This is a genomic window from Microcoleus sp. Pol11C2, assembly GCF_036701505.1.
GTDB lineage: Bacteria > Cyanobacteriota > Cyanobacteriia > Cyanobacteriales > Microcoleaceae > Microcoleus.
The window spans coordinates 1-22,819 of the sequence record NZ_JAUBQX010000008.1 but is presented as its reverse complement, the minus strand read 5'-3'; the positions used below and the strand labels follow the sequence as shown (position 1 = coordinate 22,819).

Here is a 22,819-nt window from a genome sequence, read left to right as displayed (position 1 = left end):
TGCCGGCAGTTTCGTTGTCGCTATTCGTAACGCTGACATCGGCAGGATTGAAATTGCTGTAATTGCTGTCTGTACGTAAGGATTCAGGTAAAAAATAGTTTATTGAGAGCGGAAAAATATGGTAATGTAGTCAGATGAGGGAAAAGCCAGAGTTATCAGCAGCACGAAAATTAGAAGTAGTTGACCAGTTGAGCCGTGAGGAGCTGGTCAAAATTGTGCTAACCCAACAGAAGCTGATTAAAAAATTACAACAAGAGCTCAAAAAGCTCAAAGAGAGACAGCCCAGCAATAGCAAAACATCATCGAAACCCCCATCAAGCGATCTCATACAGAAATCAGAGCTCGCCAAAGTTGATAACTTAAAAGAGTCAGACCCAGAGCCCAAGCGTAAACCAGGAGGACAGCCAGGACATATCGGCAAAACCCGAAAAGGATTTGGACGAGTGGATAGATATCAAATCAGCACTCCTGACTCTTGTGAGCATTGTGGTAGCAGAGAATTAAGTGAGGCGATTGGTTATAGCAAGCAGCAAGTAGCGTGTTTAGCAGCCTTACCAATTGAAGTAGTGGAATATCAACGAGTCAAATGTCAATGCCTAGAATGTGGAGCAATGGTGATGGGTTCACCAGCATCCGGGATAGTTCCAGGACAAGACTTAAGCATCGACCTACAAGCATTATTGGTATGGCTAGGTAATTATGGGCACATATCCTACCAAAAGCAACAAGAGTTCCTGCGCGAACTAGGTGGAATCGAAATAGGGATAGGGACATTACAAGCGACAAATGCGCGGGTAGCCGATGCTGTAAAGTCTGCCGTTGAAGCCTTATGGAAATGGGCACGCCGACAAGCCAACGTCCATGTCGATGAAAGCCCTTGGTGTGTCAAGGGAGTCAAAGAATGGTTGTGGACAGCTACGGGTCAAGATTTTTGCTTGTTTCATGCTGCGGATACTCGGAGTAGAGCCGAATTAGAGACGATGCTGGGCCATGAATTTGCTGGAGTGTTGAGCTCTGATGATTTTAGCGTCTACAACGGTGTGATTGTGGGAGCGCAACAAAAATGTTTAGCCCATCTACGGCGACATTTTAAGAAAGTTCTGCTTCTTAGTTACGGTAACAATACAGTCGTCGCCTCTGCGTTCTTGGAATTAATTGATGAGGCATTTCGACAACATCGAAAATGGCGGGAACACCCTCAAGAGCTTGATTATCAGACTTGGGCGAGGGACTTTAAGACCAGGTTGGCAGAATTGTTAAATACTTGGCAAGGTCATGTTGGTCATGCTGCTGGAGTTTTATTGCGCTCGTTGCGTGAGAAAGCACATCAATGGTGGTACTTTTTAGACCATCCTTCCATTCCTCCTGATAATAATTTGGCAGAACGTTCTCTCCGATTAGCCGTGACGAAGCGTAAGGTATCTGGGGGCTCCCGGTCAATGTCTCGGTTTGAACAAACTGCTGATTTGTTATCTGTGATTCAGACTTGTCGGTTTCAGGGTAAAAGCGCAATGGCTTTTTTCCGTGATGCTATATTTGCCCATTCTTGTAACTTTTTCATGCCTTCTCTTATTCCCCAATCAAAGACCTGAATCCTTACGTCTGTACTAACAGCAGCCTCAGTGAAAATAGTGTAAGTTTGAGGGCTGTCAGCAATATTGTCGTCAACGCCTGTTACCGTTACAGTTTGCGGCGCACTCCAATTGGCAGGAGTGAATGTCAGCGAGGGTGTAGAAACTGTTCCCTCGGTAACATTGGAACTGCTTAAGCCAACAGTCACGTTAGCAGTTGGTTCAGAGTTGAGTTGGACAGTAAATGTTGCTGTTCCTCCTGCTTCTGTTGTACTTAATCCGCTATCGGGATTGACTGAAATTCCAGCAGTGTCGTCATTAATAATCGTAGTTGTAGCAGTAGCAGTACCAATTGTCGAACTGCCGCCGGGAAAACCGCCATCAGGCAATGTGACGGGATTAGATAGAGTGACGGTAATAGTTTCGTCTGGTTCAACGCTACCATCACCCAACACATCTAGGGTGACAGTGTTCGATGTTTCACCAGAGGCAAAATTAATCAGGCCAGTCGTACTTGTTGCGCCAGAAGTGCCGATATTATTGTAATCGCTCCCGTTGGTTGCAGTGCCACCAATTGCATAATCGACAGCCCCTGCTGAATCAGTACCGCCACTGCGACTAACAGTAAATATCAGCGGATTTGTGCCGGAGTTGCCTTCAGGAACAGTACCAGCACTAGCACCAACTGTGTAAATAATCGGATCGTTAGCAGGAATTGTTAGGGTAGTTTCAGAGATTGTACCTGCAAACCCTCCCGCACTCGTACCAAAACTAAAGACAACTGCTTCATCCATTTCTGCAAGGTTGTCTGGTTTAATATTGACAGCTATATTTTGAGTCGAACTGCCGCTACCTGCGGGAAAAGTGAGAGTATTAGTAGAAAGAGTATAATCGGCACCTTGAGTAGCTCGTGAGGTGCCAGCAGGAACGGGCAAGACAGTTGCGATCGGTACAATCAAGTCAGTAAAGCGCAAACCGTCTTCGACATTCACAGGAATATTAACAGTCGCATCTGCGTCTCCTTCAAGACTGCTGTACGCAGAATTAGCAAAACTTGCTTTCAATAGCACATTCAACAGAATTGAAACTCTGTTACTGTTGGTATTTGCGACAGCAATATCTGGTCTGGTATCAGAGTTAAAATCTCCAACCGCGATCGCGCTAGGACTGGTTCCCCCAGTATTATAATTAAACGGCCCGTTAAACGTTCCTTGACCGGTGCCAGTTAAAATTGAAACATCATTAGAACTGACGTTCGCTACAGCTAAATCGGGTTGACCGTCAGCATTGAAATCACCAACGGCAATATCATCAGGACTTAACCCAACATTAAAGTTAGCAGGATTGCTAAAAGTGCCTTGACCTGTCCCTGATAAAATTGATACGTTCTGATTGCCTGCATTGGCTACAGCCAGATCGGATCTGCCGTCAGCGTTAAAATCTCCAACTGCGATCGCGCTGGGACTTGTGCCGACATTCAAGTTGGTTGGATTGCCAAAAGTGCCTTGACCACTACCGAAAAAAATAGAAACACTGTTAGCCGGATTCCTGTTAGTGGCAACAACATCTAGATTGTTGTCGCCGTTAAAATCTCCGATCGCGATCGCTAAAGGGTTGGTTGCAGTCCCCACATTGTTAAAATTACCAAAAGTTCCTTGACCATTGCCTAAAGCAATAGAGACTTGGTTGTCTTCTGCCACAACTAAGTCAGCGAAGTTGTCTTGATTAAAATCTCCCGCAGCGATCGCCTCTTTAGTGATGCCAGGGCCAAAGTTGTTAGGATTGCTAAAGTTGCCTTGCCCTGTTCCTAAAAAGACATAAGCCCCTCCTCCTATATCGCCGCCAATTGCTACCGAGACAGCTAAATCGGGAAGTGAATCCCCATTAAAATTGCCCGCCACAATACCGCTGGGAGATCCTCCACTCCCCAAGGTCAAGTTAGTAGCAGTTCCAAAATTACCTTGACTTGTTCCCAACAATATCGAAACACTGTCAGAACTTCTGTTAGCTACGGCTAAATCGGGAAGGCCATCTCCATTAAAGTCCTGGCTAACAATAGCTGTAGGGAGATTTCCTGTTGTCAAGCCAGTAGGTGTTTGTTTAAACGTATTGAGGACGTGGCCGTAAGCTGCGATCGCTTCTGCTCCAAATGCAATGCCAGCTTTGATTGTCCCCGCTGTCACTGCCAATTCCCAGTCGCCGCCGCCTTCTGCACAACCTGTCAGATTCTCAGAAGCAGCAACACTTGCCCCTGTTAGTTGACTCAAACGCTGTACCAATGCTTTGCCTATATTTTCTCGGCCAACATTACAGCCGTAGAGGAGAATTTCGGCATTTGGTGTCAGGGATTGCGCCCATGCTTGGACTGCTGCTACGCAATTACCCGCGCGATATCTCAAATTTTCCCAACTCAATTCAACGTTCCCCAGTTGCACGCAACCGGGTTGCCCGTGGGCAATAATGTGAATTACTGAAAATTGCTCTCCCTGCAAAGCTTCGGCAATTTGTTCCAGGCCGTTGCGGTTTGACTCTAATTTAATTACCTGGGTTTCAGGGATAACGCCGTCGATTAAGATTTGAGGGTCGGGGACGGCAGCATCGATAAATGCGATCGCTTTTGTGGAAAGTGGAGTTAGTGAGTTTAACATGACACACCTGGTAAGATTAAAATAGGATATTAGGATACCCTATGACTTATGTTTTTGTTTAGCAGCTATCCAAAAAATATTTGTTTTTCCCACTTTCGTTATCAAAAATTCATATAAGTTTTGAGAACTTAACCAACTATATAATCATTAATTTTTAACGTATCGATGATGTACGGAGGCCACTCAATCTTGTTGCATCCAGACAGATAGTCCTGGACGCACTGCGAGACTCAGAAACCAAGTTTTTTACCGAATCTGAGGGCGAGAATGCGTCTTCTCATACATCAAACCCGGTTTCTCAACTCCGATGCGTCCACGACTAATGGAGATAGTCAGGCGGTCTTTAGTATCTCTGCGGAGAGTCAAACAAAATTTACAAGCAATCCCTCGCTGGTCGCGCCAGCCGAGGGCGCAAGCGAATCGCGCCCTATTCCTGAGACGATCACGTAATATCATCGACGACCGATCGCTTATATTTATTTACAAGTGCCAGCGGGACGCTGGCGATCATGCAAAAGGCGAGTTAAATCTGCAACAGCGTTCCCAGCGTACAAACGTAAAATACATAAAATGTAATACTTACTGGTATTTTACGGAACAATCATGTACAGACGAGTTTTCCAGATTGCGATTTTACTTTTCCTCCAAGTCGCCCTGGTTCTAGGTGGGTGGGCGCAGCCTGCGGCGGCGCTGACTCCTGAACAGCAGCTATTGAGCGAAGCTTGGCGAATTGTCAATCGCTCTTATGTGGACGACAGCTTCAACTCTCAAAACTGGTGGTCGATTCGCCAAAAAGCTGTCAAAGAACCGCTCAACGACAGACAGCAGACTTACACGGCTATTCAGGGGATGCTGGCGAATCTCGACGACCCCTTCACTCGACTGCTGAAACCCGAACAGTACCGCAGCTTACAGGTCAACACTTCGGGAGAATTGACGGGTGTGGGGCTGCAAATTGCGATTGACCCCGAGACAAATACCCTGACAGTGGTGGCTCCTTTGGCCGGCTCACCGGCGGATAAAGCTGGCATCCAACCCCTTGATCGCATTCTGAAAATTGATGGCACTCCTACCTCAGAATTGAGCCTAGACGAAGCAGCAACTCGAATGCGCGGCCGCATCGGCACTGCCGTTACCTTGACCTTGGGGCGCGAGGGAAGGGACATTGCTGAGGACATTGAGTTAGTGCGCGATCGCATTGCTCTGAATCCGGTTTACGCCGAATTGCAGTCGGCCTCGGAAAATTTGCCGGTGGGCTACATTCGCTTGAGTCAATTCAGCGCTAACGCCACTGAGGAAGTCGCTCACGCGATCGACCGCTTGGAAAAACAAGGAGCCGCCGCCTACATTCTCGACCTGCGGAACAACCCGGGCGGACTGTTGCAAGCGGGCATTGAAATTGCCCGCTTGTGGCTCGATTCCGGGACGATCGTCTACACGGTGAACAGACAAGGCATTCTCGGCAGTTTTGAAGCCTCTGGACAAGCCCTAACTAACGATCCACTGATTGTTTTGGTTAACAAGGGAACTGCCAGTGCTAGCGAAATTTTGGCTGGTGCGCTGCAAGATAACGGCAGAGCTCAACTGGTAGGAGAAAAGACTTTTGGCAAAGGACTGATTCAGTCGCTGTTTGATTTGTCTGACGGTTCTGGGTTGGCCGTGACTGTTGCTAAGTACGAGACACCTAACCATAAAGATATTAACAAGCTGGGGATTTCGCCCGATCGCGTAGTGCCTTTGGAACCCATCGCGCGCGATCAAATCGGCACCGCAGCAGACTTGCAATATCAAGCTGCACTGCAACTACTGAAAGAAAAAACCGTGCTGGCAAAGTCAGTATAACCCGGAGTTTGAAGTTTTGAGATTCCAACAGGTGACAATACGCAGGTCTGTCTGTCTCTGCGTTTCGTTCGCCGGGACAGACAAGAATCATCCTAAAAACTCTTTTACTCAAAAGTGATATCACGTCCGACAGATCCATCTGTCATTGTTCCCTGTGCGAACCAATGACATAAAAGAATGATGCACATCGGACGTGATATCCAAACCCAAAACTGCTGTTCCCTTAAGGTTGGGGGGTTGATTCCTCGGCGTCGGGTACCTCGGCTTCTTGCAAAATCACCGGACGCTGCTGCGGGTCACCTTGGTTGCTTTGCTCTTGCATCACAGTTTTAGCAAGACTAGGGTCAAAGTAGCGGTTAAAGTCCGATCGCGACTGATTTACTCGCCCTTGGGTAAGATTGACTTCTGCTTGGATTTCGTGCAATTTTTCTTGCACCGCCCGGTAGTGAGGCCAAAGCTGAAGCAAAGCAGAAGTGGCACAGACTGAAAGTACCATGTTGACTGCCAACTTGACGCCTGTTTCGGCCGCGAGGGTTTGGTGAGGGTAGGAACGCTGGCGGCTGCTGCTGCGACCAGGAGTAACCCGAGGGGAGTTTTTTACAGGACGCAGTGGGGTAACGGTGGGTTGAATCGCTTGCATAATTTTTTTTCAAATACCTGAGACTGACGTTTTGGAGTTCAACAGAGCAAATTCTGAGCTTAACGCACACTCGCCGCTGTTAGTCAGGGTGCTGACAGCCAAAATTGTTGAGACAAAGGTGACGCCTGAAGACGGAATTTTCCCATAAAAATGCCTGCCCTTGCAGTCTCGTCTTGCTGAACACAAACAATCTACTGCACTGGGGCAGCAATTGTCTGTATCTGTAATGCGAGAGATTTAACTGCTCAGGCAGGCGTTTTGCGGTTCGCAACTGGTGTCTGGAAACTATTTGTACAGTTCAGTTGACAGCCGGAAAGCCAAGATTCCGGGAATCAAAGCAATTACGAGCGCTACGTAGACTTGGGTATCTGTTAAAGACATATTCGCAAAACTCCTTTTCGCGGGGACGAGCTTTCACCAATTTGAGACAAATTGGCGCTTTTGGGAATCATTTGTTACAACTTGCAACACAAATGGTGGGTCCGGGGAAGAGTGCCTCCGGGGAGGAGTGGCGCAGTGGCGCAGTTTTTGAGGGTCAGAGGGGGAGAATTTTTCCTTGTTTCCTGGGACTGCTTCCTTCGGACGTTGTTCGGACGATCGCCTCCCACAGAATTACCGCGTTAGGTTAAGATTTAAATGAAGGTGACACTAATGTTAGACAGAGCGGGTAATTTGCGCTGCGCTCTATCCTTGCCAATTTTAGGTGCACAAAATAGTTAATGCTAGATCAATTTCTCGACGCTTCACCCAATTTTGGAGTTGACGGCTTTTTATTATTGTTGGTTTTGGTGGCTTTGGAGGCTGTACTTTCGGCTGACAACGCGATCGCCCTGGCGTCTATCTCTAAAGGTTTGGAAGATGCCAAGCAACAGCAACAGGCTCTCAACGTTGGTTTGATAATTGCTTTTGTACTGCGGATCGCCCTAATTTTAACGGCTACTTGGGTGATCCAATACTGGCAGTTTGAACTGCTGGGTGCTCTTTACCTGCTGTGGCTTGTTTTCCAACATTTTACTTCAGAGACCGACTCCGAAGGAGAACATCACGGCCCCAGATTTGCGTCTGTGTGGCAAGCAATTCCCATGATTGCTTTTACGGATTTAGCGTTTTCCTTGGATAGCGTTACTACTGCGATCGCTGTTTCTGATAACACTTTTATCGTCGTAACAGGCGCTACTATTGGAATTATTGCCCTGCGATTCATGGCCGGGTTGTTCATCCGGTGGCTGGATGAATTCGTTCACCTAGAAAGTGCTGGTTACATCACAGTCGGGTTCGTGGGAATGCGGTTGTTGGTGAAAGTAATTAATCCAGATTTAGTTCCTCCGCAATGGCTGCTAGTTTCCAGTATCGTCTTGATGTTTGTCTGGGGATTTTCTAAGCGTACTCCTGAGTCATTCGAGATTGCAAAATCTCTAGAAATGGCTCTGAATCAGCCGGATTCAGAAGTTGCTGTGCGAGAATCACAAGGACAGAAGTCCGAAAATTAACATACTTTCATTTGAATAAAATTAGCTTAAATCTGTCAAACCAACAAGATTGAAGGCTGGTCAAAACGTGCCAAAGCCTTTCATACCAGTGACGTTAGTCCGGGGATGAAAGGCTTTTATTTTGTAATATCGTTTCTTTCACTAGCCGATCAAACTGAGAGGAGTACAATTGGGCCTATGGGAAGGCAGTTATCAAAATCAGACTCAGCAATGATTGCGCTGGTGGGATAGCGAGGGGAATTCGTGGCTGAGGGGGTTGGCGGCATATTGGCGATCGATCCGGATCAGATTTAATCCTTGGTGGTTGCTGTATTTTTTGAGGAGTTTTTAGGGAAAGAGGGCGAGCGATCTTATGGCGAAAAGAGGGCAGGAATTGGGGGAAGGGGTGTGCATGCGAGCGGTTGAGTGGAGCGACTGCTAGTAACCTTTGTATTCTTACCAATATCTCTCGGCAGTCCGCTTCAAGCTGGTTATTAGGCTGCTGGGTGTTTATTTGTTTGGTCGTTTTCTGTAATGTGCTGTGACGTGCGACCCATTTTTTCTGTCGTGGGCTTTAACAAACACATAATCACTTTTATTGTCGATTATCTCATATTCTTCTGGCGTAATTGTGGAATTTTCAAAATCTCTTTGCAATTCAGATAGGGAATTTTGCAGGCGGTTTATATTAGCCTGCTTTTCTTGGACAGATTCCGTTAAATTTTGAATATTTTTTTGCAAAGCAACTATATCTGCATCACGATTTGATAGGTCTCTGTACAAATCAGAAATAGTTTTTGTAAGCTTGTAAATCTCTGTTATGCGTCCGTTTATCTCATTTGTATTTTCTTGTTTTGCTCTAAGTAAATTATTAAACTCTTTGGATAAAAGATTGATCCGAGATTGCAGCTCATTAATACTTGATTGATTGTTAATATCAGCTATAGAGGCATCATCACCTAAAACTAGCTTTGCTGATAAAACCCTGATTAATTCCTCTATTTTATAAGCAAGACGAAGACGATAAGGGCTTATTTGATTAGCATTTTGTCCTATCTCTGCAGCTAATTTGGTGATTGCTTCTGAAAGAATGATTTGTGACGGTTCCCTACTTCTCGTAAAAATAACCAGATTAGTTACAATTTTCTGAAGCTGCTCATAATCTTTCTCAGCCTGACTAGCTAAAAGAATACGAACAGCATCTTGTATTCCGGTTAATATCCGATATTTTCGAGGTCTTCGAGGCTCTAGCTCTTGTAGAAGTTCACTTCTTTTATACTCCAATGCCTCAAGTGTTTTTGCAATTCTTTCATGATTTGCAGAAGGATCTGCACCAAGACGCTCTAATATACCCTCATATAACCATGCTTGAGACTCTAAGTTATTTAGTTTTGGAACTTGCTGCTTGTTTTCAGGCTGGGGAACTACATCTGTTTTTTGGAATTGCTGTTGTAGGGTATTAATCCTGGCTGAAATAGTACCTTTGAAACAAGCAAGCATTAAATCTAAAGCTTGACCAAAGGGAAAAGAGTAGTCAGCTAACCAACCAAATAAGAGCCAAAAAAATATAGTAGATATCAGAAATAAAACTACTTTAATGTAGTTTAAAAGCCTTATAAAAAAATTATTGTTTGGCTCTAAGTCTATGTTTTGAAGCTCAAGATAATTCTCAACGAAAAAATTGCTTTTCTATGTTTTGCCCAATGACTGTTCCAGAATTTTTGTCAACATTAAGGTTTACGCCGGATTGATTTCTCTGAGAAACATAGGAGGTAATTGGTGTTTTTTGTATTTGTTGATACTGAGTTACCAGTCTTTCGAGATCTTCTTGAAACTTCTGGTCCCACTGAGCTTCACTTAGGATCGCAGCTTCTAAAAGTTTTGGTTCAGAACCCTTGATCTGGAGTTTGTCTTGAAATCGTTTTTCTAAGAAATCTAGAACATTTGCTCCAGCCTTTTCTAAAGCCCCGCCCGAAACTTTATCCATTACCCAAAGTGCAATAGTTGCTGCTTGTAAAGCTAGTACAGATAATTCCATTTTAGTAGTGACTGTGTTAATTATGACTTGATTTACATACCGGATTATATCAAATAAACATAAAAAGTGCAAATGAGTTACCGGATTTAAGTAAATATACGGAAAACTTATGCGTGGAACATAGCTATTTTCTTGGAGTGGCGGAAACTTTTCGTTGATTTCATCATCAAACCCAAGTTCAAACAACTTTTAGACTGAGTATGTTCGGTGTATCTGCCCTTGGCACTGGAGGACAAGTATCCTCATGCTGATCGCCCTTTTTACACAAATCGATTGCACACCTGTTATCCTGTCATTGTTACGCGGGGATTTGTACCCACTCCTAGGGTTGGATGAGAATTTCAGCGGGAATCCCCAGTTCTTGATTCAACTTCCGAATCATCTCCCAGGTCAAGGAACGTTTGTGAAATAACACCTCAGACTCCCTAGCCAGACTGCTGAGACAGGGCGAAAGAGAGAATTTAATTATTAAGGAAGAGGGAAGAGTGGGAGAGAGGGGGAGAGGGGGAGAATTTTTCCCCAATTAGCAATTAGTCATTAGCTATGGCCTAGGCTTACCGACAAAGAAAGCTAAGGGAGAATTATCACCACAAGATAACCGAACTTTAGAACCAATGGGAAAAACATTTCCTGTGGTTGTGAGTGCATATAATTTTTCGCCAGAAGGTGTTTTTAAACAATAACGATTTTCTCTACCTAAAAATTGGCGATCGCAAATCACAACAGCCGAATCTTCATCTAAGAATAAACTTAAATCTTCCTGCCGGAGCATCAATTCTCCTTCAGTAGAAACATCACAGGGAACTTGTGAACATGAATCTCGTTTAACAGCGAAACAACCTACTTCTGTTTCCCAAAAATCCTGCTTCAGCGATGCAGAAACAAAATTAGCTTGCGTCACAAACTCAGCCACAAATCGAGATGCTGGTTCTTGATAAACTTCCTCTGGAGTGCCAAACTGTTCTAATTGGCCTTGACGCATCACCGCTACCCAATCTGAAATCGAAAGTGCTTCTTCGCGATCGTGCGTGACAAATACACCAGAGGTTCCCGTTGCTTTGAGAATCTCGCGGACTTCCTGACGCAATCTTAACCGTACTTGTACATCTAAATTACTCAACGGTTCATCTAGTAAAATAATCGCAGGTCTAGGGGCTAAAGCACGGGCCAGGGCGACTCGCTGTTGCTGACCCCCCGATAATTCATGGGGATAACGGTTTTCCAATCCTTCTAATCCCACCAGCGCTAATGCTTCGGTGACACCTTTCTGAATATTATGCTTTGACTCTTTTCCTTGATGCGTTAAGCCAAAAGCTACATTTTTCGCTACTGTCAAATGAGGGAATAGTGCATAGTCTTGAAACACCATACCAATGTCTCGCTGTTCCGGCGGGACTGACATATTAACACTGGCTACAGTTTTTCCTGCTAGAGCGATCGTCCCTGCTTGTAACTGTTCAAAACCAGCAATTAACCGCAGCAACGTTGTTTTCCCACAACCCGATGGCCCCAACAACCCCAGTATATCTCCTTGATGTAAGGTCAGGGTGACAGATGCCACCGCAGGTGATGCTGCTTGGGAATACTGTTTTGTTACACCATCCAAATGCAGAATTATCGGTCGAGCCATTATTGCTATAAATAATCAACAACTTACTATTCTACAATATACCAGTTTAGTGAGATTAATTATTAGAAAGCCTTGACAAATGTTTACACCTACTGATAAACTAGCAAGCTAGACTTTTTACTAGCAATGAAAAATTCCCAAAAATCACTACAACAAACAGGAATCAGGACAATCCAATGGCTATCGACCTTACGCGGTCTATCGGCTAGTGGGTGGACACTTGCAGTTATCGCTTTAGCATTGCCGATCGCCATACCAGTGATCAGTGTCTTATCCAGTATCTTTTTTGAAGCTAAAGATACATGGCAACATTTAACTGAGACTGTTTTAACTCGTTATATACTCAACTCTTTATTGTTAATGATCGGCGTAGGCTTTGGTGTTGTCGTGATTGGCGTAGGATGTGCGTGGCTAGTAACAATGTGTCGCTTTCGGGCCAGTCGCGTATTTGAATGGGCATTACTGTTACCATTAGCGGCCCCAGCTTATGTGCTTGCTTATACTTATACAGACTTTTTAGAATTTTCAGGCCCAGTTCAAACTGCTTTGCGTTCTATTTTTGGCTGGAGTTATGGAGACTATTGGTTTCCTAACGTGCGATCGCTCCCTGGAGCAATATTAATGCTAATCTTAGTTCTATATCCCTACGTCTACTTATTAACAAGAATTGCTTTTTTGGAGCAATCCACTTGTACCCTAGAAGCTAGTAGAATACTGGGTTGTAGCCCTTGGCGGAGTTTTATTACAGTTGCCTTACCAATGGCAAGACCAGCAATTATAGCAGGTTTAGCACTGGCTTTGATGGAAACTCTCAACGATTATGGAACTGTTCAGTATTTTGGAGTTGATACATTTACCACAGGTATTTATCGGACTTGGTTTGGCATGGGAGAACGAATTGCAGCCAATCAATTAGCTGCCCTGCTCTTATTATTTGTTCTGGGTTTAATTTTACTAGAACGCTGGTCTAGAAGTCGGACTAAATATTATCAAGCTAGCAGCCGCTATCGCCAACTACAAACTTATCAACTTAAAGGAATTAGGGAAATATTAGCGGTAATTGCTTGTTTTTTTCCACTGTTTTTTGGTTTTTTATTGCCAGCGAGTCTTTTACTCAAGTTGACCTTAGCTAATTGGCAACTCACTTTAGATGAACGTTTTTGGGTGTTTGCCCGTCATAGTTTAATTTTGGCAACACTGACAGCAATTTTAGCAGTAGTTATTGCCTTGATTATGGCTTATGGCTTACGGTTATATCCTAATTTAGGAGTGCAGTTTGGAACGAGAGTTGCGGCACTGGGCTATGCTGTACCTGGTTCTGTCATTGCAGTGGGGATTATGGTTCCCCTGGGAAAATTTGACAATCTATTTGATAGTTGGATGCGTGAAAACTTGGGAATTTCTACAGGCTTGTTGTTAAGTGGTACGATCACAGCTTTGGTATTTGCCTATATAGTTCGCTTCCTAGCTGTTTCTTTAAATGCGGTAGAGTCAAGTTTGAGCAAAATTAAGCCTAATTTAGATGAGGCGGCGAGAAGTTTGGGTTATAGTCCGATCCAAACTTTAGTTACAGTTCATACACCAATGATGACGGGAGGTTTACTAACTGCCATGATGTTAGTATTCGTTGATGTAATGAAAGAGTTACCTGCTACTATAATTATTAGACCTTTTAACTTTGATACTTTGGCTGTGCGAACTTATCAACTTGCCTCAGATGAGCGATTGGCTGAAGCTTCTGGCCCTGCACTCGCAATTGTTTTAGTGGGGATGTTACCGGTTATTTTATTAAGTTTGAAAATTGCGCGATCGCGCAAGTCTTCAACAGAGTTAACAGTTAACCGTTAACATTATCCCTTTACCAATCAAGATGATTAATAAAAATTCACCAATGTTTACCGGCACTACTGGCACAATCTTCTTCTTACTACTTACTGTTTTTGTCACCTTTGGATGCCAAAAACAGGTGGCAGGTCCCCTCGAAACATTACAAAAAACTAAGCAATGTCCGGGATGTGACCTGACTGATACCAAGTTAAGCGACATTGATTTAACAAGCGCTAATCTCAATGGTGCTAAGTTGGAAGGTGCTGTGCTAGAAAAGGTCAAACTTAATGAAGCCTTACTCGATAGCGTCAATCTCAAAGGTGCAAATTTAAAAGGTGCTTCTCTGGAAAAAGCAGGTTTATCTACCGCTGATCTCACAAATGCTGATTTGAGTAATGCAAATCTCAAGGGGGCTTTTTTGCGAGGGGCAAAACTGAATAATGCCAATCTTAGTAATGCCGATTTAAGTGAAACTGACTTAAATAGTGCTGATTTGACTGGGGCAAACCTGAAAGGGGCAAATCTGAAAGGCGCTATAATGCCGGATGGTAAAATTAAAAATTAAAGTTGATGGGATTCGGCGGTTGAAACCGCCGAATCACAAAGAGTAGCTTTTTGTTCAAAAAGCCTCTATTTCCATCCTGCCCGATCGGCAATCTTTAAAGCTTCGGGGTTATTTTTCCCAAACACATCAGGGTTGAGAGGGTCAGATTTGAATGTACCAAAACTGGCAACCGTAGGATCGATCGCCACACCTGAAATCACAGGATATTCATAATTACCCCTAGCAAAAATTTGTTGCGCTTCGCGACTGGCTAAGTGTTCCAAGAATTTGATCGCGCCTGCTTTGTTACGCGAGGTTTTGACTACACCGGCACCACAAATATTGACATGAGTACCTCGATCGCGCTGGTTCGGGAAAAATACACCTACTTTCGCGGCGATCGCCTGTTCTGCTGGATCTTTCGATTTCATTAAGCGAGCTACATAATAGGTATTAACAAGGGCAATATCGCCTACCCCATCAGCAACCGCCTTGATTTGCGCTGTATCATTTCCCTCTGGAGGACGCGCAAAATTAGCCACCAATCCTCGCGCCCAAGCTTCTGTTTTTTGAGCTCCATGAACGGCTAACATAGCCCCAACCAGAGACTGATTATAGATATTAGTGGACGATCGCACTAAAACTTTGCCTTTCCACCGAGGTTCTGTCAGCGCTTCATAGGTTGACAATTGGGCAGGGTTCACCTTGCTTTTGTTATAAACAATCACCCGTGCCCGGCGCGATAGACCAAACCAGAAACCTTGAGGATCTCGCAAACTTGCTGGAATTGCCGATGTCAGGACTGTTGAAGAAACAGGTTGCAGAATACCTGCTTGTTTTGCCCGCCACAAACGCCCACCATCCACCGTGATGAAAACATCAGCGGGGCTATTTGCACCTTCACTTTTGATCCGTTCAATTAGTTGGTCCGCCTCCGCTTCAACAAGGTTAACCTTGAGCCCAGTTTTTTTGGTGAAGCTTTGGTACAACTCATTATCAGTGTCGTAGTGACGTGCTGAATAAAGGTTGAGAGTGCCGGTTTGGGCTGCGACAGGGGCTTTTTTGCTTAGTTCCCCCAGTGCCACGACAGCCATTGCTGTACCGCTGGCAAGAAAAATACGCCGAGAAATGCTCATTGTTCTATAATGATAGATTTTTTCATCTGGTAATTGACACGATGGTACATTCACAGCCATCTATAGTCATTGTTTTACTATATTAATGCAAGTAATTCTTATTTGATTATCAAAAGCGTAAGTATTTTAGGGCTGACGCACCCGTGGTCAGAAATCCGGTCTCGACTTCGCTCAACCTGCAGTTTTTTTCCGAAAAGACTTTGTGGTAGCCCGCAGATTAGTTCAGTTGACAGTTGACAGTTGACAGCGACCTCTACCTGGAAGGAAGAGGATGGGAGTAATGAATAGTCTTCTTTTAATTTCTCCCGATACGGCTTGGGGCTTTAAACCAATTCTTTCTGGTAAAAAATGGGCTTTGCACAATTTGAGGCTGATTATTGTAGGGTGTCCTGCCTCCTGTGAAACTACACGCCTTCGGGCTCATGGGCCCATTCCATAAAAAAATCCTAATCATGCCGCTATTGTGCAACATCAAAAAATTTGCTTATGAAGGTTTTGATTCGTCCAGGACTGTATTTGTGACAAAGATTTTTGCTGATTAGGTATCACAACACTTGTTGGCAATAGACATCTCCAAAAACTCCCAAGCCCTATCCCCCATAGGTTTCTGACTGTCTGCCTTTTTAGGACAGACAGTAGCTTTTACTAATTGTGACTGACAACAACCTCCAGAAGTTTTATTTAATTTAGCCGATCGGTAAATTTAAAAACATTCCTTAAACAAGCTCGCACTAAAAAAAGCAACAGCCATCTTCCAAGCGATTCGCGTCAACGCCATGTATCAACTGCCGAAATTCTCGACCAGGATCAACAGCCACCAAGAAGCGGGCTAGCAGTGCGAACCCTACAGTTAATAAGGTGCACACTGGATACCCTAAGGATTATTTGTGTCGAATTAGCTCGTAAATTTCCACATAGTCTTTAGCTGGATATTTCCACGAATTATCACAATTCATGCCTTGAAGCATGAGTTTTTCAAATTCATCATGATAGTCATACCACAATCCGATCGCCCGATCGAGCGCCGACTCTAAAGCCGAGTAGTCGGTTTGGTAAAACACGTAACCGTTGCGTTCTTCCGGGAGGTGGCGGGTGTCGTAATCTCGATCGAACACAGTATTCACCAAACCGCCCACTCCCCGCACCACAGGAACAGTACCGTACCTCAACCCGATCATCTGAGTCAGCCCGCAGGGTTCGTAATTACTGGGAACCACAATCATATCCCCACCGGCGTAAATTAAGTGCGACAGTTCCTCATTAAAACCTAGTTCTAAATGGCAGTCGGGATTGTCATTTAAAAACTGTTTTTCGTGCTGGAAATGCGTATTAATTCCCGCTTCGGTGGCGGAACCCAAAAGCACAAATTGCGCTCCCTTACTCAGAGAGTAATAAATTGCGTGGTGGACGAGATGAACGCCTTTTTGGTCATCCAAACGACCGATAAACGTAATAATAGGCTTGTCAGCATCGCGCAGGAACAGCCGATCGCGCAAAGCTTTTTTAGTTTTGGCTTTTCCTGCCAAATCATCCTTAGTGTAGTGGTGCGGAATGTAGCCATCACTTTCTGGATTCCACACATCGTAATCGATGCCGTTGAGCACCCCGCGAAACTTCTCTTGATATAAATGCAAAGTGTGGCCCAAACCGTAGCCGAACTCGCCGAGGTGAGCTTCCCAAGCATGGTGCGGCGAAACCGTGGTGACAAAGTTCGAGTAAACAATGCCGCCTTTCATAAAGTTGATAGCAAAAGGGTTAAAGTTATCTCGGAGGCGATCGTAATCAAAATAATAATCCGGTCTGTGCAAACCCGTTGCTTGCAAAATATCGCTACCTCCCATGCCTTGATGTTTGAAATTGTGAATGGTATAGCAGACTCGCTGATATTCCATCCAATTGTATTTGTAAATTTCAAACAGCAGGACTGGAACCAAACCAGTTTGCCAATCGTGACAGTGAATCACATCGGGACGCTTGTTGCTTCTGAGCAAAAATTCCAAAGCGGCTTTGCTGAAAAATGCAAACCGCATATTGTCGTCATTGCACCCGTAATAACAGCCGCGATTAAAAAAGTTATCTTGAGAGCGAGGTTCGATGAAAAAACACAACTGCCCGTGCACCCAGCCGCACAAGACATCGCAGAGGATTTCGCCGCCGTACCAGGGCACAGCCAGATCCCGGTAGGCTTCGTGAAGTCCCCAAATGTGGTCGTACCTCATGCAGTCGTACTTCGGTAGAATAATCTCGACGCAGTGGCCGGAATTCTGCAACTCCCGGCTCAAACCGTAAACTACGTCGCCCAAACCTCCTGCTTTGATAACGGGGGCGCACTCCGAGGCAATTTGTACTATGTACATTTTTTTTTCTCGCTCCTGGATGAATCAAAAAAATATTTTCTTAACTTGACAAAGTATATGAGTTCTCGGCAAAGAATCAAGTCGGCCATTGGGAATACAGGGAAATACGCACAGCTAGCGGATGTTGGGGCAGATTCGGGCGATCGGTGATATCGTTTCCGCTCAGATCTGAATTATTTAAACCGCAGAGGAGGCAGAGGACGCATCCGTGGGTTCAATCTAAAATCGATTTAATACCCCATTTGCTGGCATTTGTCAACTAAATATTTTTAAAATTTTTGCCTAATTTGCGCGAAATTTTCTCGCACGATGCTGATAACTGATTGGCACAGAGCACCTGTTCGACTGCCAAACATCAACAGGACTTACGCATTCAAGGGCGGTGTTACAAGGGTTTGAGATTATTCATTTCACTTGCCAATGAGACAATTACCTTGAAATGCGTCCAGGACTAATTAAATCAGGGATTCTATCTTGGAATTTAAACCAGCAAATGCCGTGTCCAGCATTCATCCAGAGACTCTTAAGGAGGCGCTCGCCGATGCCCGACACCAACGGTAAGGAAAACAATTTAAACCAACAACTCCAACAGCTAGTTGCTGAAGCCTGTTCGCATCCGCCCAAAAGCTTGATGCGGCGGGAAAAACTCAGCGAGATAGTGAGGCTGATTGTAAAATCCGGCAAACTTTGGCAAGAAGACACGCCTCATTACAACGATGCTTTACAGCAAACTTGGGTGTATTTTTGTCGCAATGTTTGCGAAGCGAACACCGCAAACAAACCTTACGATCGCAATCTGGGCAGCGTCATTACTTGGCTGGACAAATATCTCAAGATGCGACTGAAAGACTTTACTCTCGAACGAAAGCAGGAAAAAGTTAGACGTGATTTACCGTTGATTTCCGAAGACTCAGCAGAAATTAACCCAATCAATAATATCGAAAACCCGCCGACTTATTCTGACAGTCCGCTAGCCATCCTAGAAGAGACAAAAAAATGGGTGCGGGCCGATCCGGAGGGGGAATTGAGAAGTGTTCACATCAAAGAACGCCCCGATGTCACTTGCCAAACCTTAATTCTGAGGCGTCTTCCCCCGGAGACTCCCTGGAAAAACATTGCTCTTGAATTTAACTTGCCGCCGTCAACCGCCCCCAATTTTTATAAAAGAGAATGTCTGCCCCGCTTGCGAAATTTTGCCAAAAATCAAGGATATCTGGAATAAAGGCAGGACAACTCCTGTCCTAAAAAACATCTGTCAAACAGGAAAACCGTGATGAATAACAGCACCGAAAATATCAGAGAAAAATCTATTACCCTGCCCATTACAGCCGCCGCCCTGCGGGTGGCACAGAAGTTTTCAAATCTTGACGGAGTGACATCGCCGGAAAAAAAAGAGCAAGTTTATTTCAACACTTTAGCTGTATGTGCAGTGAAAGATTACATGGAAATGATGGACATTCCCACAGACTTGAATGCCAGCGACAGTTGGAACGCGGCCATGCGCCTTTACACCGATGCAGCAGACTTGAAATTAACTCAACTAGGTCATTTGGAATGCCGACCTCTGAAGTCTGGCAAGTTTTGTTACATTCCGCTGGAAATACCGGACGATCGCATTGGTTTAGTAGCAGTTGAAATCGATATAAAGCGACAAGAAGCTACTTTGGTGGGATTTATGAAAACTGCAAGAGCTGGAGACTTAGCGATTGAGAAATTGCAAAGTTTTGACAAACTTATCCAACATTTGGATTGTCTGGAACGCAGCAAAAAAACTGTACAACTGCGCCAGTGGCTGCACAGTATTTTTGAGGCTGGTTGGCAGTCTATAGAAGATATTTTAGTGCCAAAAGAACCTCATTTAGTTTTTCGTTACAGCAGCGCAGTCGTGCGGGGCAAGATAATCCATCTGACAGCAGATACCTCGGAAAAAGCATCCGCAACCATCGATGCTTTTCAAGAAAAACCTAATTTCTGGAGGGGTGTAATAGAACCAGCCCGATCGGTAGCTTTGCTGGTGGCGATCGAACCAACAACCGATACTGAAACTAATATTAAAGTACAGGTGCATCCCGCCGGCGGGGCAGACAGCTTGCCGCTCAATCTGACTCTGAAAGTCACCGACGGCGAGGGAAAAACTGTCATGGAAGCTTGTGCCGGCAGCGGTAACGGCTACATGACTCTAGAATTTGCCGCCGATCGCGGAGAATGTTTCAGCGTTGTGGTAAAACTGAAAGAACTCTGTATTGCAGAGAATTTTGCCGCCTAAAGAGGCCCGATTGCCATAAGTTGTTGAGCATAGAAATTGAACTTGGGCGGGCAGGATGCCCAGCCCACAATAATTTCATCGCGCCGTGACTGTAAAATTTAGATGCGCCTGGGCTTATCAGTCGTTAGCCATGCCGAAATTAGTTGTTTTGAAGCTAGATGATAACTTGATAAAAGGGGTGCGAGTTTCTCTGGAAATCGGCGCGGAAGGAGAGCGGCCCGCAGTGGAAATCCAAGCCTTCCTGCCTCCGAAACCAGAAATAGCTGAACACTACGATCGCTGGCAGTCAACCTACCGCAGTTTGGGAGATTTCCGCATTAAGCCGATCGAAATTAGCATTATGGGCTCTCGTGCAGAACAGTTGTCCAAATGCCGCTTTTTGCGGGAACAGTTAAGCCAGCAAATCAATAGCTGGCTCAACTCCGAACCGTTTCGCAAACTCAAAGAAACATTGCTCGAACAATTAATGCCGTCGGACACGATTCGATTTTTAGTCAAAACTGACGACATCGATTTGCGGCGGCTGCCTTGGTACTGCTGGGATATTTTTGAGCGCTACCCGAAAGCCGAAATTGCTTTGAGCCCCGCAACTACTTATAAAAAACCGGCTATCGCCAACAGAAATCCCGCTCAAGGCAGCGTAAAAATTTTAGCAATTTTGGGGAACAGTCAAAAAATTGATATTGAGCAAGATCGAATTATACTTGCAGGATTGCCCTCAGCAGAAGTTACTTTTTTAGTAGAACCAAGTCGCCGCCAAATCGGCGATCAGCTTTGGGAAAAAAGCTGGGATATCTTATTTTTTGCAGGACACAGTTCTACCCACAGCGACGGCCACTCGGGTAAATTTTATATTAATCAAACAGAGAGTTTAACAGTAGAAGAACTGAAACACGGTTTCAAGCTAGCGGTTAGCAGCGGCTTGCAGTTGGCCATTTTGAATTCCTGTGATGGATTGGGAATAGGGCGGCAGCTTGAAGATTTGGGCATCCCGCAAACGATAGTAATGCGGGAACCGGTGTGCGATCGAGCGGCCCAAGATTTTTTAAAGTATTTTCTCCAAGCTTTTTGCCGCGGGGAACCTTTGTATGTGGCAGTGCGCCTCGCGAGGCAAAGATTGGCAGAATTAGAGTCAGAAATTCCCGGCGCGGATTGGCTGCCGATAATTTGTCAAAATCCGGCATCCCAGCCGCCAACTTGGCAAGAGTTGCTGCACAAAGCCGAGCCGGAAACTGTCAGCAATCCGCCATCTTTATCTCGGCTGCGCCGCTTTCAGAGCGGGCTGTTGGCGATCGCAACTGCTGCTGTTTCTGTCATGGGAGCGCGATCGCTGGGCTTGCTCCAGATATGGGAATTGCAAGCTTTTGACCAACTGATGCGGCTGCGTCCTGCTGAAAGCTCAGACTCGCGTTTGCTGGTGGTGGAAGCCACGGAAATGGATATCAACAAATACGGCTTTCCACTGCCGGATGCGACGATCGCAAAAGCAGTGGGAAAATTGGCACAGTATGGGGCGCAAACGATCGCCCTGGATATCTTCCGCGATCGCCCTTTAGGGCCCGGTTATGCAGCATTAGCCGCTCGCTTTCAGGGCGATCGAAATTTAATTGGTTTGTGCAGCGTCAAAGAAACCGGCAAACCCAACAAATACGGCATCAAACCGCCGCCCGCACTGCCAAAAGAGCGCCTCGGGTTCAGCGATGTGGTGGCAGATGCCGATGGCATTCTCCGCCGCCACTTGCTGTTTATGCAGCCGCACAGCAGCGATCCTTGTAATACAGACTACTCTTTGAGCGCGAGGGCTGCTCTCCATTACCTAGCAGCAAAAGGCATCCAACCGGAATCTCTTCCCAGAGATAAGATAAGGCTGGGCAATGCAGTTTTTGCACCGATTCACGGCAGTACAGGCGCTTATCAAAACTTGGACGATCGCGGTTTTCAAATAATACTCAATTACCGACAACCAAAAAATTTTGTTCACCGAGTCATGCTGGCCGAACTGTTAGAACAAAAAGTCAATCCCAATTTGATAAAAGACCGAATTATCTTTATTGGCGTGACGGCTCCGATTTCCAATCCCGATTATTTTTTGACGCCTTACAGTGCGGGAGAATCGCCTTCCCAGAAAATGCCGGGGGTATTAATTCAAGCGCAAATGTCGAGTCAAATTATCAGCGCTGTTTTGGATCGGCGCCCGCTGCTGCAAATTGCTCCTGAATGGACCCAAGTGCTGTGGATTGTGGGTTGGGCAGCAGTTGGTAGCGCGATCGCGATTGTCAGCCGACGCAGGCTGCACGCGGTGTCGGGGGCGATCGCATCTGCGGGGATTTTGTGCGGGGTTTGCTGGTTTTTGCTAATCGGGGGCTGGTGGGTGCCTTTGGTACCCTCAGCTTTGGCAATGGTAGAAGCGGGTTTAATTGCGATCGTTTTTACTTTTCGGCCGAAATGACAATATCAATTGGCAATCGTTAGATGACATCGCCAACCGATAATCTCAAGCCCTTCGAGAGATGTAGAGGTGGAGCATTTGGGCGACAATTCATGTTTCCCACCTTTGATTTTATGCCCAAATGCTTCACGCTCCCCAGGCTATTCACTTAGAAACTAAGTAGGGAGCATCTCATATTTGTAAAAACACTTCTTCTGGCTCCTTCCTTGTTCCTCTTTCCTCCTAGCTTCTGGCTCCTGGCTCCCAACTCCAATTTCTAGCTTGGCGGCAAAAGTGAGATGCTCCCGATCGCGATCGGCTATTTTTGGTTATTTGTGCTGGTGCAGATATAGCAATCCTAAATCATTATCATGAGTACGGTACAATTATATGCAATACTTGATTATGACAAAAAAAATGAAT

General features: G+C 45.2%; 16 protein-coding genes. 8 read left to right on the top strand and 8 right to left on the bottom strand.

What is annotated here, in order from left to right:
* Window positions 1-134 precede the first annotated feature (134 nt).
* Window positions 135-1,592 (top strand): IS66 family transposase, encoded by a 1,458-nt coding sequence (tnpC, locus tag QUA42_RS07325; protein ID WP_333136435.1) that lies wholly within the window; start codon window positions 135-137, stop codon window positions 1,590-1,592.
* On the opposite strand, the gene QUA42_RS07320 is transcribed toward tnpC, so the two are convergent.
* Window positions 1,496-4,219 (bottom strand): DUF4347 domain-containing protein, encoded by a 2,724-nt coding sequence (locus QUA42_RS07320; protein ID WP_333136433.1) that lies wholly within the window; start codon window positions 4,217-4,219, stop codon window positions 1,496-1,498. The genes tnpC and QUA42_RS07320 overlap by 97 nt on opposite strands.
* 603 nt (window positions 4,220-4,822) lie before the next feature.
* On the opposite strand from QUA42_RS07320, the gene ctpA reads away from it, so the two are divergent.
* Window positions 4,823-6,061 (top strand): carboxyl-terminal processing protease CtpA, encoded by a 1,239-nt coding sequence (gene ctpA, locus QUA42_RS07315; protein WP_333136431.1) that lies wholly within the window; start codon window positions 4,823-4,825, stop codon window positions 6,059-6,061.
* A 223-nt stretch (window positions 6,062-6,284) separates the two neighbouring features.
* Here the strand turns inward: ctpA and QUA42_RS07310 are convergent, their stop codons facing one another.
* Together QUA42_RS07310 and psaM are read right to left on the bottom strand one after the other, a co-directional pair.
* Window positions 6,285-6,701, bottom strand: a complete 417-nt coding sequence (locus QUA42_RS07310) for a slr1601 family putative cell division protein (RefSeq protein WP_333040994.1) — start codon at window positions 6,699-6,701, stop codon at window positions 6,285-6,287.
* A gap of 285 nt (window positions 6,702-6,986) precedes the next feature.
* Window positions 6,987-7,082 (bottom strand): photosystem I reaction center subunit XII, encoded by a 96-nt coding sequence (gene psaM, locus QUA42_RS07305; protein ID WP_015174804.1) that lies wholly within the window; start codon window positions 7,080-7,082, stop codon window positions 6,987-6,989.
* A gap of 338 nt (window positions 7,083-7,420) precedes the next feature.
* Here psaM and QUA42_RS07300 point away from each other — a divergent pair, with 338 nt between their 5' ends.
* Window positions 7,421-8,191, top strand: a complete 771-nt coding sequence (locus QUA42_RS07300) for a TerC family protein (RefSeq protein WP_333136429.1) — start codon at window positions 7,421-7,423, stop codon at window positions 8,189-8,191.
* A gap of 489 nt (window positions 8,192-8,680) precedes the next feature.
* Here the strand turns inward: QUA42_RS07300 and QUA42_RS07295 are convergent, their stop codons facing one another.
* The 3 genes from QUA42_RS07295 to QUA42_RS07285 all read right to left on the bottom strand — a co-directional run bounded on the left by QUA42_RS07295 (window position 8,681) and on the right by QUA42_RS07285 (window position 11,838).
* On the bottom strand, window positions 8,681-9,670 hold the full coding sequence (locus QUA42_RS07295; protein ID WP_333136427.1) for a hypothetical protein: 990 nt from the start codon (window positions 9,668-9,670) through the stop codon (window positions 8,681-8,683).
* A gap of 169 nt (window positions 9,671-9,839) precedes the next feature.
* On the bottom strand, window positions 9,840-10,394 hold the full coding sequence (locus QUA42_RS07290) for a hypothetical protein (RefSeq protein ID WP_333136425.1): 555 nt from the start codon (window positions 10,392-10,394) through the stop codon (window positions 9,840-9,842).
* Between the two features lie 355 nt (window positions 10,395-10,749).
* A complete protein-coding gene (locus QUA42_RS07285; RefSeq protein ID WP_333136423.1) occupies window positions 10,750-11,838 on the bottom strand; it encodes an ABC transporter ATP-binding protein in 1,089 nt (362 codons plus the stop codon).
* A 126-nt stretch (window positions 11,839-11,964) separates the two neighbouring features.
* Here QUA42_RS07285 and QUA42_RS07280 point away from each other — a divergent pair, with 126 nt between their 5' ends.
* Together QUA42_RS07280 and QUA42_RS07275 are read left to right on the top strand one after the other, a co-directional pair.
* Window positions 11,965-13,686, top strand: coding sequence for an iron ABC transporter permease (locus tag QUA42_RS07280; protein WP_333136422.1), 1,722 nt, complete (start codon window positions 11,965-11,967; stop codon window positions 13,684-13,686).
* 22 nt (window positions 13,687-13,708) lie between these two features.
* Window positions 13,709-14,230 carry a pentapeptide repeat-containing protein gene (locus tag QUA42_RS07275; protein WP_333136420.1) on the top strand — a complete coding sequence of 174 codons (522 nt, stop codon included), beginning with the start codon at window positions 13,709-13,711 and terminating at the stop codon, window positions 14,228-14,230.
* 65 nt (window positions 14,231-14,295) lie between these two features.
* Here the strand turns inward: QUA42_RS07275 and QUA42_RS07270 are convergent, their stop codons facing one another.
* Window positions 14,296-15,345 carry a Fe(3+) ABC transporter substrate-binding protein gene (locus QUA42_RS07270; RefSeq protein ID WP_333136418.1) on the bottom strand — a complete coding sequence of 350 codons (1,050 nt, stop codon included), beginning with the start codon at window positions 15,343-15,345 and terminating at the stop codon, window positions 14,296-14,298.
* Window positions 15,346-16,226: 881 nt separating this feature from the next.
* Complete coding sequence (gene glgA, locus QUA42_RS07265) at window positions 16,227-17,702, bottom strand: glycogen synthase GlgA (protein ID WP_333136416.1); 1,476 nt, start codon at window positions 17,700-17,702, stop codon at window positions 16,227-16,229.
* Between the two features lie 541 nt (window positions 17,703-18,243).
* On the opposite strand from glgA, the gene QUA42_RS07260 reads away from it, so the two are divergent.
* The 3 genes from QUA42_RS07260 (at window position 18,244) to QUA42_RS07250 (ending at window position 22,417) form a co-directional block, all read left to right on the top strand.
* A complete protein-coding gene (locus QUA42_RS07260) occupies window positions 18,244-18,924 on the top strand; it encodes a sigma-70 family RNA polymerase sigma factor (protein WP_333136414.1) in 681 nt (226 codons plus the stop codon).
* Window positions 18,925-18,975: 51 nt separating this feature from the next.
* Entirely contained in the window at window positions 18,976-19,968 is a 993-nt protein-coding gene (locus tag QUA42_RS07255) for a DUF1822 family protein (RefSeq protein ID WP_333136412.1), read from the top strand.
* 130 nt (window positions 19,969-20,098) lie between these two features.
* Window positions 20,099-22,417 (top strand): CHASE2 domain-containing protein, encoded by a 2,319-nt coding sequence (locus tag QUA42_RS07250; RefSeq protein WP_333136410.1) that lies wholly within the window; start codon window positions 20,099-20,101, stop codon window positions 22,415-22,417.
* Window positions 22,418-22,819: the final 402 nt, after the last annotated feature.

Bases quoted from the DNA above. Each gene is read 5' to 3' on its own strand.
- tnpC (WP_333136435.1), top strand. From the start codon at position 135: ATGAGGGAAAAGCCAGAGTTATCAGCAGCACGAAAATTAGAAGTAGTT.
- QUA42_RS07320 (WP_333136433.1), bottom strand. From the start codon at position 4,219: ATGTTAAACTCACTAACTCCACTTTCCACAAAAGCGATCGCATTTATC.
- ctpA (WP_333136431.1), top strand. From the start codon at position 4,823: ATGTACAGACGAGTTTTCCAGATTGCGATTTTACTTTTCCTCCAAGTC.
- QUA42_RS07310 (WP_333040994.1), bottom strand. From the start codon at position 6,701: ATGCAAGCGATTCAACCCACCGTTACCCCACTGCGTCCTGTAAAAAAC.
- psaM (WP_015174804.1), bottom strand. From the start codon at position 7,082: ATGTCTTTAACAGATACCCAAGTCTACGTAGCGCTCGTAATTGCTTTG.
- QUA42_RS07300 (WP_333136429.1), top strand. From the start codon at position 7,421: ATGCTAGATCAATTTCTCGACGCTTCACCCAATTTTGGAGTTGACGGC.
- QUA42_RS07295 (WP_333136427.1), bottom strand. From the start codon at position 9,670: ATGCTTGCTTGTTTCAAAGGTACTATTTCAGCCAGGATTAATACCCTA.
- QUA42_RS07285 (WP_333136423.1), bottom strand. From the start codon at position 11,838: ATGGCTCGACCGATAATTCTGCATTTGGATGGTGTAACAAAACAGTAT.
- QUA42_RS07280 (WP_333136422.1), top strand. From the start codon at position 11,965: ATGAAAAATTCCCAAAAATCACTACAACAAACAGGAATCAGGACAATC.
- QUA42_RS07275 (WP_333136420.1), top strand. From the start codon at position 13,709: ATGATTAATAAAAATTCACCAATGTTTACCGGCACTACTGGCACAATC.
- QUA42_RS07270 (WP_333136418.1), bottom strand. From the start codon at position 15,345: ATGAGCATTTCTCGGCGTATTTTTCTTGCCAGCGGTACAGCAATGGCT.
- glgA (WP_333136416.1), bottom strand. From the start codon at position 17,702: ATGTACATAGTACAAATTGCCTCGGAGTGCGCCCCCGTTATCAAAGCA.
- QUA42_RS07260 (WP_333136414.1), top strand. From the start codon at position 18,244: ATGCCCGACACCAACGGTAAGGAAAACAATTTAAACCAACAACTCCAA.
- QUA42_RS07255 (WP_333136412.1), top strand. From the start codon at position 18,976: ATGAATAACAGCACCGAAAATATCAGAGAAAAATCTATTACCCTGCCC.
- QUA42_RS07250 (WP_333136410.1), top strand. From the start codon at position 20,099: ATGCCGAAATTAGTTGTTTTGAAGCTAGATGATAACTTGATAAAAGGG.